General features: G+C 70.6%; 10 protein-coding genes. 8 read left to right on the top strand and 2 right to left on the bottom strand.

What is annotated here, in order from left to right; all coding sequences use genetic code 11:
* Position 1: 1 nt before the first annotated feature.
* Positions 2–211 carry a hypothetical protein gene (locus FHS07_RS10445; protein ID WP_183419845.1) on the top strand — a complete coding sequence of 70 codons (210 nt, stop codon included), beginning with the start codon at positions 2–4 and terminating at the stop codon, positions 209–211.
* Positions 212–236: 25 nt separating this feature from the next.
* On the opposite strand, the gene FHS07_RS10440 is transcribed toward FHS07_RS10445, so the two are convergent.
* Together FHS07_RS10440 and valS are read right to left on the bottom strand one after the other, a co-directional pair.
* Complete coding sequence (locus FHS07_RS10440; protein ID WP_183419844.1) at positions 237–485, bottom strand: hypothetical protein; 249 nt, start codon at positions 483–485, stop codon at positions 237–239.
* Positions 485–3,052 carry a valine--tRNA ligase gene (gene valS / locus FHS07_RS10435; RefSeq protein WP_183419843.1) on the bottom strand — a complete coding sequence of 856 codons (2,568 nt, stop codon included), beginning with the start codon at positions 3,050–3,052 and terminating at the stop codon, positions 485–487. The genes FHS07_RS10440 and valS overlap by 1 nt, the downstream gene beginning before the upstream one ends.
* A 303-nt stretch (positions 3,053–3,355) precedes the next feature.
* On the opposite strand from valS, the gene FHS07_RS10430 reads away from it, so the two are divergent.
* The 7 genes from FHS07_RS10430 to FHS07_RS10400 all read left to right on the top strand — a co-directional run bounded on the left by FHS07_RS10430 (position 3,356) and on the right by FHS07_RS10400 (position 14,010).
* Positions 3,356–4,969 (top strand): ABC transporter substrate-binding protein, encoded by a 1,614-nt coding sequence (locus FHS07_RS10430; protein ID WP_183419842.1) that lies wholly within the window; start codon positions 3,356–3,358, stop codon positions 4,967–4,969.
* A gap of 24 nt (positions 4,970–4,993) precedes the next feature.
* Positions 4,994–5,971, top strand: coding sequence for an ABC transporter permease (locus FHS07_RS10425; RefSeq protein WP_183419841.1), 978 nt, complete (start codon positions 4,994–4,996; stop codon positions 5,969–5,971).
* Positions 5,968–6,807: an ABC transporter permease gene (locus FHS07_RS10420; protein WP_343054679.1), complete on the top strand. Its 840-nt coding sequence runs from the start codon at positions 5,968–5,970 to the stop codon at positions 6,805–6,807. The genes FHS07_RS10425 and FHS07_RS10420 overlap by 4 nt, the downstream gene beginning before the upstream one ends.
* Positions 6,804–8,420 (top strand): dipeptide ABC transporter ATP-binding protein, encoded by a 1,617-nt coding sequence (locus FHS07_RS10415; protein WP_183419840.1) that lies wholly within the window; start codon positions 6,804–6,806, stop codon positions 8,418–8,420. The genes FHS07_RS10420 and FHS07_RS10415 overlap by 4 nt, the downstream gene beginning before the upstream one ends.
* A gap of 402 nt (positions 8,421–8,822) precedes the next feature.
* On the top strand, positions 8,823–12,251 hold the full coding sequence (ileS, locus tag FHS07_RS10410; RefSeq protein WP_183419839.1) for an isoleucine--tRNA ligase: 3,429 nt from the start codon (positions 8,823–8,825) through the stop codon (positions 12,249–12,251).
* Positions 12,248–13,600, top strand: coding sequence for a bifunctional folylpolyglutamate synthase/dihydrofolate synthase (locus tag FHS07_RS10405; RefSeq protein ID WP_183419838.1), 1,353 nt, complete (start codon positions 12,248–12,250; stop codon positions 13,598–13,600). Before ileS ends, FHS07_RS10405 begins: the two co-directional genes overlap by 4 nt.
* A complete protein-coding gene (locus FHS07_RS10400; protein ID WP_183419837.1) occupies positions 13,597–14,010 on the top strand; it encodes a DUF4233 domain-containing protein in 414 nt (137 codons plus the stop codon). The genes FHS07_RS10405 and FHS07_RS10400 overlap by 4 nt, the downstream gene beginning before the upstream one ends.
* Positions 14,011–14,012 lie beyond the last annotated feature (2 nt).

Raw genomic sequence — 14,012 nt, 5'->3', positions numbered from 1 at the left:
CATGACCACCCTCACCACGCCGATGCCCACTCTCGCGCTCACCACGGGGGACCGGGCGCTCCTCGCCCTCTCCCGTGCTCTCGCTCGCGCCGTCGACACCCGCATGCAGGCACGTGCGATGCGCGTCTCGCGCGATCACGCCCGCCGCGCCGCTCGCGACGACGGGCGTTCTCCGCTCGCCGAGGCGGAATTCACGCTGCGGGTGCGGTGAGCAGCCCGAAACGAGGAGATCCGGTTCAGGCGAACTCGTCGTCGTCGTCGTAACGAACGACGACGTCGCCCGCGGCATCCTGGGACACGATGACCCCGGTGTCGAGTTCTGCGACGGGGCGCCCCTCGAGGAACGTCAGGGTCCACCGCGGGGCGGGGGCGCTGAGGCCGTCGGGGTTCAGCGCCTCTTCGACCGCGGCGATCTGCGCGTGCAACGCCTCGGGAACCGCCTTCGGCGGCTGCTCGCGGGCGGTCCAACGGGTTCCGAGCTGCATCAGTCCTCCTGGGGTGCGAACACGATGTCGGTGACGGTGGTGGTGTCGCCGGTTTCGAACGAGATGGTCTCGATGCGACCGACGGCGCGCAGATCGCCCTCGGCGAGGCGCAGCGCCTCGACGTGAGGACCGATGACCGTCAGCGATGTCACGGCCGTCTTCTGCGAGGCTTTCGCCTCGGTCTTGGCGCGCCGGATGCCGATGAGGGCGGCGCTCACGGCGGTGAGCACGGCCGGGTCGCCGTCGATGCCGAGGGGTTCGGGCCATGCGGCGGTGTGCACGGAGCCGTCCTCGAACCACGACCAGGTTTCCTCGGCGGCGAACGAGAGCACGGGGGCGAAGAGGCGCACCAGCGTCGAGAGGGCTGTGCGCAGCGCGAGAGCGGCCGAGGCCTGGCCCACGTCGGACTGGTCGTACGCGCGCTCCTTGACGAGCTCGAGGTAGTCGTCGCAGAACGTCCAGAAGAACGACTCGGTGATCTCCAGCGCGCGCGCGTGGTCGTACGCCTCGAAGGCTGCGGTCGCGTCGCGGACGACGGCATCCAGGGTCGCCAGCATCGACGCGTCGAGGTCGTGCGTGACCTCGGCACCCTCGGGGACGGGGAAGGAGAGCACGAACTTCGCGGCGTTGAGCAGCTTGATCGCGAGGCGGCGACCGATCTTGACCTGCGTGGGGTTCTGCGGGTCGAAGGCCGCGTCGGTTCCCAGGCGGCTGGACGCCGACCAGTAGCGCACGGCGTCGGAGCCGTGCTGCGTGAGGATGTCGGCGGGCGTGACGACGTTGCCCTTCGACTTCGACATCTTCTTGCGGTCGGGGTCGACGATGAAGCCCGAGATCGCGGCATCCGACCAGGGACTCCGGTCATCTTCGAGGGCGCTGCGCAGCATCGTCGAGAAGAGCCAGGTACGGATGATGTCCTGCCCCTGCGGACGCAGGTCGAACGGCGACACCAGGTTCCACAGCTCCTCATCGCGCTGCCACCCGCCGGCCAGCTGCGGAGTGAGCGACGAGGTGGCCCACGTGTCGAGGATGTCGCGTTCGGCGTCGAAGCCGCCGGGAACGCCACGCTGGTCCTCGGTGTGACCGGGGGGCACGTCGACCGTGGGGTCGACCGGGAGGGACGTCAGATCGGGGGTCAGGACGCGCGCGTAGTCCCGCTCGCCGTTCTCGTCGAGGCCGTACCAGACCGGGATCGGCACGCCGAAGAAGCGCTGGCGCGACACGAGCCAGTCGCCGGTGAGACCGTTGGTCCAGTTCTCGAAGCGCACGCGCATGAAGTCGGGATGCCATGACATCTCGCGGCCCAGGGACACGAGGCGCTCGCGCAGCTCGGTGTCGCGTGCGCCGTTGCGGATGTACCACTGACGCGTCGACACGATCTCCAGCGGCCGGTCACCCTTCTCGAAGAACTTCACGGGATGCGTGAAGGGCTTGGGGGCGCCTTCCATGGCGCCGGACTCCTGCAGCAGCTCGACGATGCGCTTCTTGGCGCTGAACACCGTCTTGCCCGCGAGTTCGTCGTACGCCGCCCTCGCGGCATCCGTCACGATCACATCGGGGGCCTCGGCCACGATCCGGCCGTCCTTGCCGATGATGGTGCGGTTGGGAAGATCGAGCTCGCGCCACCAGATGATGTCGGTCACGTCGCCGAAGGTGCAGATCATGGCGATGCCCGATCCCTTGTCCTTCTGCGCGAGGGGGTGGGCGAGCACCGGCACCTCGACATCGAAGAGCGGGGTGCGCACCGTCGTGCCAAACAGCGGCTGGTAGCGCTCGTCGTCGGGGTTGGCCACCAGCGCCACGCACGCGGCCAGCAGCTCGGGGCGGGTCGTCTCGATGAACACGTCGCCCGAGCCGTCGGTCCGGGCGAAGCCGACGCGGTGGTAGGCGGCGGGCTGGTCGCGGTCCTCGAGCTCGGCCTGGGCGATCGCGGAGCGGAAGTCGACGTCCCACAGCGTCGGTGCCATCGACTGGTACGCCTCGCCGCGCTCGATGTTGCGCAGGAACGCCAGCTGGCTCGTGCGGATGGAGTCGTCGGAGATCGTCCGGTAGGTCTGCGTCCAATCGACGCTCAGACCCAGCTCACGGAAGAGCTGCTCGAACTGCTTCTCATCCTCGATCGTGAGCTGCTCGCACAGCTCGATGAAGTTGCGGCGGCTGATGGGCACCTGGTCGGCGGCCTTGCTGCTCTTGTTGTCGCCGCCCGCGAACGGCGGGGTGAAGCCGGCGTCGTAGGGGAGCGAGGGGTCGCACCGCACGCCGTAGTAGTTCTGCACGCGGCGCTCGGTGGGCAGACCGTTGTCGTCCCAGCCCATCGGGTAGAAGACCGTCTTGCCGCGCATGCGCTCGAAGCGCACCTTCACGTCGGTGTGGGTGAACGAGAACACATGGCCGATGTGCAGGCTCCCGGATGCCGTCGGCGGCGGCGTGTCCACCGAGTACACGCCCTGACGACCGACCTCGGCTGCGCGCAGGCGGTCGAAGACGTAGGTGCCGCGCTCGCGCCACGCAGCGTCCCATTTCTGCTCGAGGCCTTCCAGCGCGGGTTTTTCCGGGATCGTGGCCATGGCGGTACTCCTCGAGCGATATGGGCGGCACTGTGTGAGCGTGCCTGATGGGGTGGCATCCACGATACCGGGACCGGGGCCGCGGCGCGGGCACGATGCCCCCCTGGCTGCGCGAGTGTCCCGAAGACCCGGGAGTGCTCGAGAACTGTCCGGGCGTCGTGGACGCTCACGCGACCAGACGACCCGTGCGAGCGGCGGGCGAGCGTTCGCCGCGGGCGAGCGGGCGGCGCCCGGGGTTTCCGCACCGGGTCCAGGAACGCGGGTAGGCTGGAGGTTCCCCATCGAGATTTCCGAGGTCTCTCCATGCCTTCTGTGCACACCCGCCGCGTGCTGACGGCGGTCGCCGTCGCCGCTGTCGCCACCCTGTCCCTGTCCGCGTGCGCGGGGTCCGACCCCGAGGCCTCCGGCGACGGCGAGATCGTCTGGGCGATCGAGGGCGCCAACCTCTCGGCCGGGCACATGGATCCGCAGACCAGCCAGCTCGATGTCTCGGCCATGGTGCAGCGCGCCGTCCTCGACTCACTCGTCTACCAGGAGGCCGACGGCACGTTCTCGCCGTGGCTGGCGGAGTCGTGGGACGTCGAGGACGACGGCGCGAGCTACCTGTTCCGCCTTCGCACCGACGTCACCTTCCACGATGGAACCCCCTTCGACGCCGCCGCGGTGAAAGCGAACTTCGACCGCATCGTCGATCCCGAGACGGCGTCCGCGCAGGCGGCATCCATGCTCGGGGGCGAGCTGTACGCCGGCACCGACGTGGTCGACGACCACACCGTGCGCGTGCGCTTCTCGCAGCCCTACGCGCCGTTCCTCCAGGCCGCCAGCACGTCGCTACTCGGGTTCTACTCTCCGGCCGTGCTCGAGTCCAAGGCCGACCAGCTCAAGGCCGGAGGCCCGGGCGTCACCGTCGGCACCGGCCCGTTCGAGCTGACCGAATACACGCCCGACCAGGACATCGTCTACACCCGCAACGCTGACTACGCGTGGGGCCCCGACGGCTCCGGCGCGCCGAGCTTCGAAACGCTGCGCGTCGACATCCTGCCCGAGGCATCGGTGCGCGTCGGCGCCCTCTCCAGCGGTCAGGCGGATGTCGTGACGAATCTCCCGCCGAACCTCGTGAGCCAGGTCCCCGCCGACGACACCGTCGAGTCGCTCGAATACCCGGGCCTGCCCTACTCGCTGTTCCTGAACGAGAAGTACGGCGTCTTCGCCGATCAGAAGGTGCGCCAGGCCTTCACCCGTGCCATCGACGTCGACACCGCGGTGCAGGAGATCTTCTTCGGTCAGTACCCGCGCGCGTGGAGCATCCTCGGTTCCACGACTCCCGGCTACGACGCGAGCCTCGAGAACTCCTGGCCCTTCGATCAGGCGGCGGCGAATACCCTGCTCGACGAGGCGGGTTGGACGGGACGGGATGCCGACGGCATCCGCACCAAGGACGGCCAGCGCCTCACGGCCCGCTGGATCGCCTGGACCCCGGTGCCCGACGACCGCGCCGCGCTCGCGAACGCCGTGCAGAGCGACCTCAAGGCGGTGGGCTTCGACCTGCAGCGCGAGGTGCTCGAGCCCGGCGCGTACAACGAGCAGTACGGCCCGAAGACGTTCGACATCACCGACTGGGGCTTCTCGGGCGTCGACGCCGATCTGCTGCAGAGCCACCTTGCGACCGACGGCTTCCAGAACGCGTCGCAGGTGAGCGACCCCGCCCTGGACGCGCTGCTGCAGCAGGGTGCGTCGATCACCGACTCCGCCGCCCGGAACGCGGTCTACGCCCAGGTGCAGCAGTGGAACGCCGAGCACGCCGCCATCGTGCCGCTGTACAGCCCCGCGTTGATCAGCGCCGTGCGTCCCGACGTGAGCGGCCTGACGTTCGACCTGTACGGTCGTCCGCTCTTCGCCACCGCGTCGGTCGGCTGAGCTCGGCTCGACGACAGGCCCCGGATGCCACGCTCTCGCTCCCGCGCGATCCTCTCGCGCCTCGGCGGGATCGTGGCATCCGTCGTCCTGGTCCTCTGGGGTGCCGCGACGCTGGCGTTCGTGGCTTTCCGCATCATTCCGGGCGACCCCGTCGAGGTGATGCTCGGACCGCAGGCGCAGGTGAGCGACGCCGTGAAGCAGGGGATCCGCGCCGACCTCGGGCTGGACCGACCGGTGTTCGAGCAGTACGGCGCTTTCCTGGGCCGGCTGCTGCACGGCGACCTCGGGGAGTCCTATCAGCTTCGGCTGCCCGTGGTCGAGGTCATCGGTCGACAGCTCGGTCCGACTCTGCAGCTCTCGGCGCTCGCCCTGGTCATCGCGCTCGTGCTGGCCCTGGCGTCCGCCCTGATCGTGCGCGGGCGGACGGGCCGCGCCGTGGCATCCGGGATCGAGCTCGTCGTGCTCTCGTCGCCGGTGTTCTGGACGGGCCTGGTGCTGCTGAGCGTGTTCTCGTTCCAGCTCGGATGGTTCCCGGTGTCGGGGGCGAGGGATGCCGCGGCGATCGTGCTGCCGGCGGTCACCCTCGCGCTGCCGGTCGCGGCTCTGCTGTCGCAGGTGCTGCGCGACGGGGTCGAGGCGGCCGAGCGTGAGCCGTTCCTGTTGAGTGTTCGCGCGCGGGGGGCGACGCCGCTCCGCGAGAGCGTCCACCACACGTTGAGGCACGCGAGCGTGGGCGGTCTGACCCTGGCCGCGTACCTCGTCGGCTCGCTGCTCGGCGGGGCGGTGCTCGTGGAGACGGTGTTCGCGCGGCCGGGAATCGGGCGCGTGACGCTGGCGGCCATCACCGACCGCGACCTGCCCGTGATCACCGGTGTGATCCTGTTGAGCGCGCTGGTGTTCGTCGTCGTGAACACCGTGATCGACCTGGTCGTACCGCTCATCGACCCGCGTCTGCGCAGGGCGACCACGACCCTGGACGTCCGCACGGCGGTGCCCTCGTGAGCGCCGACGCCGTCCACGTCCGGGTGCGCCCCGGCCGCACCGTCTCCCTCACGCTCGCCGGCGCCGTTCTGGCCGTCATCGCGCTGGCCGCGGTGGCTCCGGCTCTTCTGGCCACCCACGATCCGCTGCTCACCGACGTGCGTGCGACGCTCCAGCCGCCGAGTCCCGCACACTGGTTCGGCACCGATCAGAGCGGCCGCGACGTCTACTCGCGCGTCGTCTTCGGCGCGGGCCGCTCGGTCGGCATCGGCCTGCTGGCCACGGGACTCGCGCTGGTGATCGGCGTGATCGCGGGCTCGCTCGCCGCGGTCGCACCGCGCCCGGTCGACACGGTCGCGATGCGCATCGTCGACGTGCTGCTGGCGTTCCCGGAATTCCTCGTGGCGCTGCTGGTGGTGGCGGTCCTGGGACCGGGGCCGGCGAACGTCGCCCTCGCGGTCACCATCGCCGCCGTACCCGTCTACATCCGTCTCGCGCGTGCGCAGACGCGCACCCTCGCCGCCGCCGAGTACGTCGAGGCCGCACGCATCAGCGGGGTGCCCACCGTGCTGGTGCACGTGCGCCATGTGCTGCCCGGCGTGCTCGGCGCGGTGAGTGTGCTCGCGACGATCGGCGTCGGCACGTCGATCCTGGCCGCCGCGGGTCTGAGCTTCCTCGGCCTCGGGCCGACCGAGCCCACGCCCGAGTGGGGGCTCATGCTGTCGGCCGGGCGCAACCTGCTGCTGCAGGCGCCGTGGGTCGCGGTCTTCCCGGGTCTGGCGATCACCGCGACGGTGGTCAGCGTGAGCGTCGTCGGCCGGACCCTGCGGGCGCGTGCCGAGGAGCGCGGGACATGAGCGGGAGAGATGCCGGGGTGCCGGGTGCGCGCCGATCGCCGGGTTCGAGAACACCGGATGCCGGGGAGCGTCGCGCGGACGGCGTGCACCTGCGCGGTCTGCGCATCGACGGCCCCGACGGCTCGATCATCGACGGACTCGACCTCGACGTGGCACCCGGGGAATGCGTCGCGATCGTGGGGGAGTCGGGTGCGGGCAAGTCGCTCAGCGCCCGGGCGCTGCTCGGCATCGTGCCGGGCGCACTGTCGTGGACGGTCGAGACACTGGAGATCGACGGGGTCGACGCGGGGTCTTTGACCGAACGGCACTGGCGGGCGTTGCGCGGAAACCGTATCGCGCTCGTGTCGCAGGACGCGTTGGTCTCGCTCGACCCACTGCGGCGCATCAGCGCCGAGGTCGCCGAGCCCGTTCGCATCCATGAGCCGTCGGTGCGCGGACGTGCCCTCGGCGACCGCGTGCGAGACACCCTCGAACGTGTCGCGCTGCCCGAACCCGACCTGCGTGCGCGCCAGTACCCGCACGAGCTGTCCGGCGGTCTGCGTCAACGCGCCCTCATCGCCTCCGCCCTGTCGGCGAAGCCCGCGGTGCTCGTCGCCGACGAACCGACGACGGCCCTGGATGCCACCGTGCAGGCGCGTGTGCTCGACCTCCTCCGGCGGATCACCGACGAGGGCGTCGCCGTGGTCTTCATCAGTCACGACCTCGGTGCCGTGGCGCGGGTGGCCGACCGCGTCGTGGTCATGCACGAGGGCCGCGTCGTGGAGACGGGCGTCACGGCCGAGGTGCTGGCATCCCCTCGCCATCCCATCGCGAGAGAGCTCGTCGCGGCGGTGTCGCACGAACCGCTGGAGCGCGAGCCTCGATCGGACGCACCCATCTTCACGGCGAACCGCGTGACGAAGCGGTTCGGCGAGCGGGTCGCGGTCGACGACGTCTCGTTCGAGGTGCGGCGCGGTCGCACCCTCGCGGTCGTGGGGGAGTCGGGGTCGGGCAAGACGACGCTGGCGCGGATCGTGGTCGGAGTCTCCGCCGCGGACAGCGGGGAGCTCGTCTTCGATGGCCGGCCGTGGGGTCGCGCGGCGGCGCGGGGAGCGGACCGGCGGCGCGTGCAGCTGGTGCAGCAGAATCCGTGGGGAGCGCTCGACCCGCGGTGGAACGTGGGCCGCACGCTCATCGAGGCGGTCGCCGCCGCGGGCGTCGCGCGCTCCGAGCGGCGATCGGCCGTGGCCACCCTGCTCGAGGAGGTGGGTCTGTCGACGGCATTCGTCGCTCGCCGCCCGGCGCAGCTATCGGGTGGTCAGCGCCAGCGCGTCGCCATCGCCCGGGCCCTGGCGGCGTCGCCCGATCTGCTCGTGCTCGACGAACCCGTCTCGGCGCTCGACGCGACGGTGCGATCGCGGATCCTCGAACGGCTGCTCGACCTGCAGCGCGAGCGGGAGCTGGCGATGGTCTTCGTCACCCACGACCTCGACGTGGTGGCGGCGGTCGCCGACGACGTGATCGTGATGAAGGACGGACGGGTCGTCGACGCGGGTCCCGTGCCGCGCGTGTTCGCCGCTCCGCGGCATCCTTTCACGCGGGAGCTGCTGGCCGCCGCCGGTCTCCGCGCGTGAGCCCGCGCGGCTCACCCGCTGAGTCGAGGGACCGGGCCGGCCGTTGAGTGTCCACGACGCGCCGCATCCGCCGGGCGCGAGCGGCGTGTCGTGGACACTCGACGATGTTCGGCCCATCGCACGACCGTCCGGGTGCCGTGGACACTCGAGGGGGAGCAGCCCCGTGTGCACGGGGCCGCCGCGCCGGACGCGGTGAGCGCGTAGACTTGGCCCATCAGCACCGATCCGGCCATCACCGGGGAGCTCGCGGAAGAAACGGGTCCAGACCCTGAGTAGAACCGCGCGGGGCAGGCCCGTCACAGCCGCAGTGAGAGCGGCGCACTCGCGAGGGTGCGCAATGCAGGGTGGTACCGCGGTCCGCATGGATCGTCCCGGCGAGCAGACCTCGACCCGCGGAGTGACATGACCTACCCACGCCCCTCATCCTTCGGCCCGGCTGCCGACCCTGCCGCGACCGGCGACGCCCCGACCCCGGATGCCGCGCATCGGGCCCCGGCATCCGTCGTCCCGAGCCCCCGCTTCCCGGCGATCGAGAACGACACGCTCGCGTACTGGAAGACCGACGACACCTTCCGCGCCTCGATCGCCAACCGCGAGGGCGCCGAGGATTGGGTGTTCTACGACGGCCCGCCGTTCGCGAACGGACTGCCGCACTACGGGCACCTGCTCACCGGCTACGCCAAGGATGTCTTCCCGCGCTTCCAGACCATGCGCGGCAAGAAGGTCGACCGCGTCTTCGGGTGGGACACCCACGGTCTTCCTGCCGAGCTCGAGGCGATGAAGCAGCTGGGGATCACCGAGAAGGGCGAGATCGAGGCGATGGGCGTGGCGACCTTCAACGCCAAGGCCCGCGAGTCGGTGCTCGAGTACACGCGCGACTGGGAAGAGTACGTCACGCGCCAGGCGCGCTGGGTCGACTTCGAACGCGGGTACAAGACGCTGGACACGACCTACATGGAGAGCGTGCTCTGGGCCTTCAAGACACTGCACGACAAGGGCCTCGCCTACGAGGGCTACCGTGTGCTGCCGTACTGCTGGCGCGACGAGACGCCCTTGTCCACGCACGAGCTGCGCATGGACGACGATGTCTACAAGATGCGTCAGGACCCCTCGGTCACCGTGACGTTCCCGCTCGTCGGCGCCAAGGCCGAGGCGCTGGGCCTCACGGGCGTCCGGGCATTGGCGTGGACGACCACCCCGTGGACCCTCCCCACCAACCTCGCCCTGGCGGTGGGCCCCGGCATCCGGTACGCGGTGATCGAGGGCGGCCCGAACGGCGCCGCCGACGTGCACCGCGCACCCGACGGCACGGCCGACGAGGCTTTCGAGGCCGTCGCGCACCGATACCTGCTCGCCGAAGACCTGCTGGCGAACTACGCGAAGGACCTCGGATACGAGACTCCGGATGCCGCCCGCGCGGCCGTCGAAACGACCATCTCGGGCGCCGAGCTCGAAGGCGTCTCCTACGACCGCCTCTTCGACTACTACGCCGACGCCGAGACGTGGGGAACGCACAACGCGTGGAAGATCCTCGCCGACGACTACGTCACCGTGTCGGATGGCACCGGCATCGTGCACCAGGCTCCGGCCTACGGCGAGGATGACAAGCGACTCGCGGATGCCGCGGGCCTTCCCACGATCATCTCGCTCGACGACGGCGGCCGGTTCCTCTCGGCCGTAACGGATGTGGCGGGAGAGCTCTGGTTCGAGGCGAACCGCCCGCTCATCCGCCTGCTCACGCAGGCCGGACGTCTGCTCCGCGAGGCGTCCTACGAGCACTCGTACCCGCACTGCTGGCGCTGCCGGAACCCCCTCATCTACAAGGCCGTCTCGAGCTGGTTCGTCCGCGTGACCGACATCAAGGACGACCTGCTGGCGAACAACCAGCAGATCACCTGGGTGCCCGAGAACGTCAAGGAGGGCCAGTTCGGCAAGTGGCTCGAGGGCGCTCGCGACTGGTCGATCAGCCGCAACCGCTATTGGGGTTCGCCCATCCCGGTGTGGAAGAGCGACGATGCGAACTACCCCCGCGTCGACGTGTACGGCTCGCTCGCCGAGATGGAGGCCGACTTCGGCCGCCTGCCGGTGAACGCCGACGGCGAGGTCGACCTGCACCGCCCCTACATCGACGACCTCACTCGCCCGAACCCCGACGACCCGACCGGCCGGTCCACGATGCGTCGCATCGAAGACGTCCTCGACGTGTGGTTCGACTCGGGATCCATGCCGTTCGCGCAGGTGCACTATCCGTTCGAGAACCACGAGTGGTTCGACGAGCACGCCCCGGCCGACTTCATCGTCGAGTACATCGGGCAGACCCGCGGGTGGTTCTACGTGATGCACGTGCTCTCGACCGCGCTGTTCGACCGCCCCGCGTACACCGGGGTGTCGTGCCACGGCATCGTGCTGGGCAACGACGGGCAGAAGATGTCGAAGTCGCTGCGCAACTACCCCGACGTGCGCGAGGTGTTCGACCGCGACGGCTCGGATGCCATGCGCTGGTTCCTCATGTCGAGCTCGGTGCTGCGCGGGGGCAACCTCGTCGTGACCGAGGAGGGCATCCGCTCCGGCGTGCGCGAGTTCCTGCTGCCGCTGTGGAACGCGTGGTACTTCTTCGCGACGTACGCGAATGCGTCGGGGCCCGACGGCTACGAGGCGCAGTGGCGCACCGACTCCACCGATGTGCTCGACCGCTACATCCTCGCCCTCACCGGCGACCTCGTGCGTGATGTCGCCGCCGACCTCGAGGGCCTCGATTCCACGACCGCCGCTGAGCGCCTCCGCGACTTCGGCGAGGTGCTGACGAACTGGTACATCCGCCGCTCGCGCGACCGCTTCTGGGTGGGGGTGACCGACGACCCGTCCAGCCGCGAGGCCTTCGACACCCTGTACACAGTGCTCGAGACGCTCACGCGCGTCGCCGCCCCGCTTCTGCCGCTCGTGACCGAACGCGTCTGGCAGGGTCTGACGGGCGGGCGCAGCGTGCACCTGACCGACTGGCCCGACGCGTCGGTGTTCCCGGCATCCGAGGACATCCGCGCCGCGATGGACGCCGTCCGCGAGGTCTCGAGCGTCGCCAACGCCCTCCGCAAGCGCGAGGGCAAGCGCGTGCGCCTGCCGCTGCCGCGGCTCACGGTGGTGACGACGGATGCCGGCGGCCTGGCGCAATTCGACGACATCCTGCGCGAAGAACTCAACGTCAAGAGCGTCGAGCAGGTCGCGCTGGAGGAGGGGACCGCCGCCGCGTACGGCATCACCCACCGCCTGTCGGTCAACGCTCGGGCGGCGGGTCCGCGCCTCGGCAAGCAGGTGCAGCAGGCGATCAAGGCCGCGCGTGAAGGCGACTGGAGCGAGGCCGACGGGCAGGTGGTCGCCGGGGGCATCCCGCTCGAGCCCGCCGAGTACGACCTCGTCGTCGAGACCGCGGGTCGCCCCGAGGGCGAGGCGCTGGCGGTGCTGGCCTCCGGAGGATTCGTGCTGCTGGACACCGTCACCACTCCCGAGCTCGAGGCCGAGGGCTTGGCGCGCGACATGATCCGCGGCATCCAGGACACCCGCAAGGCCGCCGGATTCGACGTGAGCGACCGCATCTCGCTGACCCTCACGTTCGACGACGACGGCGACGCCGCCGCCGTCGCCCAGGCGTTCGACGTCGCGGGCGTGGCATCCGAGACCCTCGCCGAAGGCGTCCTGCTCGCCAGCCGCACGCAACGACTCATCGAACGTGGCACCGTCACCGATCCCGAGTTCGAGACCGTCATCGCCGCCAAGACCTACGCGAACGTGGGCGCCGTCACGGTCGCTGTCGCGCGGATCGGAGCCCCCGCATGAGCGACCGCACCAGGGCGGACGCCGTCTACGGAGCGCTGCTGGAGCGACAGGGCGAGCAGTGGGTGCAGCCGCGCGTCGAGCGCACCCGCCGCGTGCTCGAGCTTCTCGCCGACCCGCAGCGCACGTATCGCGTGATCCACGTCACCGGGACCAACGGCAAGACCTCGACCAGTCGCATGATCGAGAGCCTGCTGCGTGCCATGGGGCTTCGGACGGGCCTGTTCACCAGCCCCCACCTCGAACGCTTCACCGAGCGCATCCTCATCGACGGAGAACCCGTGGCGGATGCCGCGATCGCCGACGCGTGGGACGAGATCCAGCCGTTCGTCGGCATGGTGGACGCCGAGCTCGCCGCGGCCGGAGACGCCCCGTTGACGTTCTTCGAGCTGCTCACCGTGCTCGCCTTCGTCGTCGCAGCCGACGCGCCCATCGACGTGCTCGTGCTCGAGGTCGGCATGGGAGGGGAGTGGGACTCCACGAACACCGCCGACGGCGACGTCGCCGTGTTCACGCCCATCGACATCGACCACGTCGACCGGCTGGGCTCGACGATCGCCGAGATCGCCACGGTCAAGGCCGGGATCATCAAGCCCGGCGCCGCGGTCGTCTCGGCCGCGCAGCCCGACGAGGCGCTCCGCGTCATCCGTGCTCGCGCCGAGAAAGAGGGTGCGACGGTGTCCGTCGAGGGCGACGGTTTCGCGCTCGAGGCGCAGACCCTCGCGGTGGGCGGGCAACAGCTCTCCATCCGCGGGGTGGCGGGCACCTACGCCGAGCTCTACCTGCCGCAGTACGGCGCGCACCAGGGCCGCAACGCCGCATTGGCGGTGGCCGCGGTCGAGTCGCTCATCGGCGGCGGCACGCAGCCGCTGGCCGCCGAGGTGGTCGCCGACGGCCTGGGTAATGCGTCCTCGCCCGGCCGCCTGCAGCTCGTCGGCACCGCGCCGACCGTGCTCGTCGACGCCGCCCACAACCCGCACGGGGCGCAGGCCCTGGTCACGGCCCTCGACGAGGCGTTCGACATCGACGAGTGGGGTGCCGTGATCGGCATCCTCGATGGAAAAGATGCCGTCGGCATCGTGTCGGCGCTCGTACCCGCCGTGGCGCGTGTCTTCGCGACCGCGCCCGACAGCGACCGCGCCACCGACCCCGACGTGATCGCCGACGTCGCCGAGGCGTCCGACCTCCCCGTGACCGTGCACCCTACCCTCGAAGACGCCGCCGACGCAGCGCGCGCGTGGGCTGTGGAGTCGGACCGCCGCGCCGTCGTCATCGCCGGCTCCGTCGTGCTGGCCGGCGAGGCTGTGCGTCTGTCCGCGCTGGAGGACTGGAAGTCGGGGTGGCAGGCATGAGCCCCCGCGAACCCCGCGCGCCGCGCCCCCGCCGTCACCGCGGCGCGCAGGAATCGCTCGGCGCCGTCGTGCTCGGCTTCGAGTCGGTCATCGTCTTCCTCGGTGGCCTGGTCGTCTACGGCCTCAAGGTGCTGCCGTTCGGGATCGAGCCGTGGTGGGGCATCGTCGGCGGCGTCGTGATGGCGATCGCCATGGTCGCCGTCTCGGGGATGCTCCGTCACCGCTGGGCCCTGTTCGCCGGATGGGGTCTGCAGGTGCTTCTGCTGCTCGGCGGGTTCCTCGTTCCCGCCCTTGCCGTGGTCGCGCTCATTTTCGGCGGCATGTGGGCGTATGCGACGATCAAGGGAGCGGCCCTCGATCGCGCGAATGCGCGGCGGGCCGCTGACCCCGACCTCTCGAACGGAGAATGACC

The organism is Microbacterium proteolyticum (genome assembly GCF_014192415.1).
Taxonomy (GTDB): Bacteria; Actinomycetota; Actinomycetes; order Actinomycetales; family Microbacteriaceae; genus Microbacterium; species Microbacterium proteolyticum.
Note: the sequence above shows the minus strand (reverse complement) of the source record. Positions and strands in the feature narration are given on the sequence as shown.